This window comes from Tropicibacter sp. S64, assembly GCF_049803835.1.
Classification (GTDB): Bacteria; Pseudomonadota; Alphaproteobacteria; order Rhodobacterales; family Rhodobacteraceae; genus Pacificoceanicola.
Window position 1 is genome coordinate 1 of the sequence record NZ_JBNAGK010000035.1, and the last position, 2,995, is coordinate 2,995.

Genomic DNA, 2,995 nt, shown 5'->3' on the forward strand with positions numbered 1-2,995 from the left:
TGAGCTCCTCCCCGAAAATCGGACAGTGACGGAAGCTACTATCTGACGTCTGCTGGTCTCTAAGAACGAGGAGATCAGAACATGTCGAAACGCAGGAACCATGACGCGGGCTTCAAGGCTCGCGTGGCGCTGGAAGCCCTGAAGGGCGAGCGCACGGTGTCGGAGCTGGCCGCGGAATACGGCGTGCATCCGACCATGATCCATCAGTGGAGCGAGCCATTGTGCGCCATTGGTTCAAGAACAATGGCGAGCGCGCTGCTTGAAGGCGCATCTGACATTTTCGAGCGCGGCGGGAAGAAGAAGGCCGAGGTCGACGAGGAGACGGTGCGGTCGCTTCACGCCAAGATCGGGGAACTGGCCGTCGCCAACGATTTTTTGTCCAGAAAGCTCAAGCCTTGGACCGGCAAGTGAGGCGCGGGATGATCGAACGCTCTCACCCCACGCTGTCGGTCGGGGCGCAATGCCGCCTGCTGTCGATCTCGCGGTCGTCGTTCTACTACGCACCGCTGGGCGAGACCGCAGTGAACCTGGCGCTCATGCAACTGATCGACCGGCAGTTCCTCGAAACCCCGTTCTACGGCGTCCAACAAATGACCTGGCACCTGCAGAACGAGGGCCACGCTGTGAACGTGAAGCGTATCCGGCGGCTGATGCGGCTCATGCGTTTGATGCCGATTTATCAGAAGCCGAACACCAGCAAACCGGCCAAGGGGCACAAAACCTACCCCTACCTGTTGGGTGGCCTGCGGGTGGAACGGCCCAACCAGGTCTGGTGCGCCGACATCACGTACCTTCCGATGCGGCGGGGCTTCCTCTACCTGGTTGCCATCATGGACTGGTTCACCCGCAAGGTGCTGACTTGGCGCATCTCGAACACGCTCGAAGCCGACTTCTGCGTCGAGGCGCTGAACGAGGCGGTCCACCGCTTCGGCCCGCCCGAGATCATGAATACCGATCAGGGGTCGCAGTTCACGTCCTTCGCCTGGACCGACCGGCTGAAACGGATCGGCACCCGGATCTCGATGGACGGCAAGGGCCGGTGTCTCGACAACATCTTCATCGAACGCCTCTGGCGGTCCCTGAAGTATGAGTGCGTCTATCTGCACGCCTGGGAGACGGGCTCGCAGGCGAAGGCCGGGGTTGGCCAATGGATCACCTTCTACAACCACCAGCGGCCTCACGCCGCCCATGGCGGACAGCCGCCCGCCGTGGTCTACTTCAACCAGATCGAAACCGACCAGCAGGGGCAGAGAGTAGCTTAAACCACCCCGGAAACTGGCCAAAAGATGGGGAGGAGCTCAGAAGTCGATCGAGTTCCTATTGATGTCCTGCTCACTAAAAGCCCTAAACTCCATCAAAAACAGATCTTCGAATTCGTCACCTTCAAACTCGTACCATTCACCTGTGACCCAGAATCTAGCCATTCCTAGCTGCAAGTACTTTTCAACATTTTTGTGATTCCAGAATGGTTTAACGCCGATCACCTCACATTTAGGTAGCCAAGTTCTCGCTTGCTTGATCCGAGTCTCTCTGTTGATCGAGCGCCCAATTTTTATCCGGAAACCTGCGCCCAGAAGATAAATGTAGCCGGGATCTCTCGGCTGAACCCCAATATTCGCAAGACCCAGACTCGGAACAAATCGATCTGACACTCGGCGTCCCTTCCTTCTCTTGAGTAACTTGTTCCCATCACAAGCACATTGAGCTCCTCCCCGAAAATCGGACAGTGACGGAAGCTACTATCTGACGTCTGCTGGTCTCTAAGAACGAGGAGATCAGAACATGTCGAAACGCAGGAACCATGACGCGGGCTTCAAGGCTCGCGTGGCGCTGGAAGCCCTGAAGGGCGAGCGCACGGTGTCGGAGCTGGCCGCGGAATACGGCGTGCATCCGACCATGATCCATCAGTGGAGCGAGCCATTGTGCGCCATTGGTTCAAGAACAATGGCGAGCGCGCTGCTTGAAGGCGCATCTGACATTTTCGAGCGCGGCGGGAAGAAGAAGGCCGAGGTCGACGAGGAGACGGTGCGGTCGCTTCACGCCAAGATCGGGGAACTGGCCGTCGCCAACGATTTTTTGTCCAGAAAGCTCAAGCCTTGGACCGGCAAGTGAGGCGCGGGATGATCGAACGCTCTCACCCCACGCTGTCGGTCGGGGCGCAATGCCGCCTGCTGTCGATCTCGCGGTCGTCGTTCTACTACGCACCGCTGGGCGAGACCGCAGTGAACCTGGCGCTCATGCAACTGATCGACCGGCAGTTCCTCGAAACCCCGTTCTACGGCGTCCAACAAATGACCTGGCACCTGCAGAACGAGGGCCACGCTGTGAACGTGAAGCGTATCCGGCGGCTGATGCGGCTCATGCGTTTGATGCCGATTTATCAGAAGCCGAACACCAGCAAACCGGCCAAGGGGCACAAAACCTACCCCTACCTGTTGGGTGGCCTGCGGGTGGAACGGCCCAACCAGGTCTGGTGCGCCGACATCACGTACCTTCCGATGCGGCGGGGCTTCCTCTACCTGGTTGCCATCATGGACTGGTTCACCCGCAAGGTGCTGACTTGGCGCATCTCGAACACGCTCGAAGCCGACTTCTGCGTCGAGGCGCTGAACGAGGCGGTCCACCGCTTCGGCCCGCCCGAGATCATGAATACCGATCAGGGGTCGCAGTTCACGTCCTTCGCCTGGACCGACCGGCTGAAACGGATCGGCACCCGGATCTCGATGGACGGCAAGGGCCGGTGTCTCGACAACATCTTCATCGAACGCCTCTGGCGGTCCCTGAAGTATGAGTGCGTCTATCTGCACGCCTGGGAGACGGGCTCGCAGGCGAAGGCCGGGGTTGGCCAATGGATCACCTTCTACAACCACCAGCGGCCTCACGCCGCCCATGGCGGACAGCCGCCCGCCGTGGTCTACTTCAACCAGATCGAAACCGACCAGCAGGGGCAGAGAGTAGCTTAAACCACCCCGGAAACTGGCCAAAAGATGGGGAG

At 59.4% G+C, this 2,995-nt stretch carries 3 protein-coding genes; 2 read left to right on the forward strand and 1 reads right to left on the reverse strand.

Translation table 11 applies throughout. The annotated features are described in order from the left end of the window. The first annotated feature begins 81 nt into the window (after nucleotides 1-81). Nucleotides 82-1,262 (forward strand): IS3 family transposase gene (locus tag ACP159_RS25575; RefSeq protein ID WP_425098180.1). Its coding sequence is split into 2 segments (ribosomal slippage): nucleotides 82-379 and nucleotides 379-1,262, totalling 1,182 coding nucleotides; the frame shifts between segments, so codons are not numbered across the junction. A 36-nt stretch (nucleotides 1,263-1,298) separates the two neighbouring features. On the opposite strand, the gene ACP159_RS25580 is transcribed toward ACP159_RS25575, so the two are convergent. Beyond that, entirely contained in the window at nucleotides 1,299-1,652 is a 354-nt protein-coding gene (locus ACP159_RS25580; protein ID WP_425102498.1) for a GIY-YIG nuclease family protein, read from the reverse strand. A gap of 130 nt (nucleotides 1,653-1,782) precedes the next feature. Here ACP159_RS25580 and ACP159_RS25585 point away from each other — a divergent pair. After that, a protein-coding gene (locus ACP159_RS25585; RefSeq protein ID WP_425098180.1) for an IS3 family transposase occupies nucleotides 1,783-2,963 on the forward strand; the annotation gives its coding sequence in 2 pieces (ribosomal slippage) (nucleotides 1,783-2,080 and nucleotides 2,080-2,963; 1,182 coding nt in all). Nucleotides 2,964-2,995 lie beyond the last annotated feature (32 nt).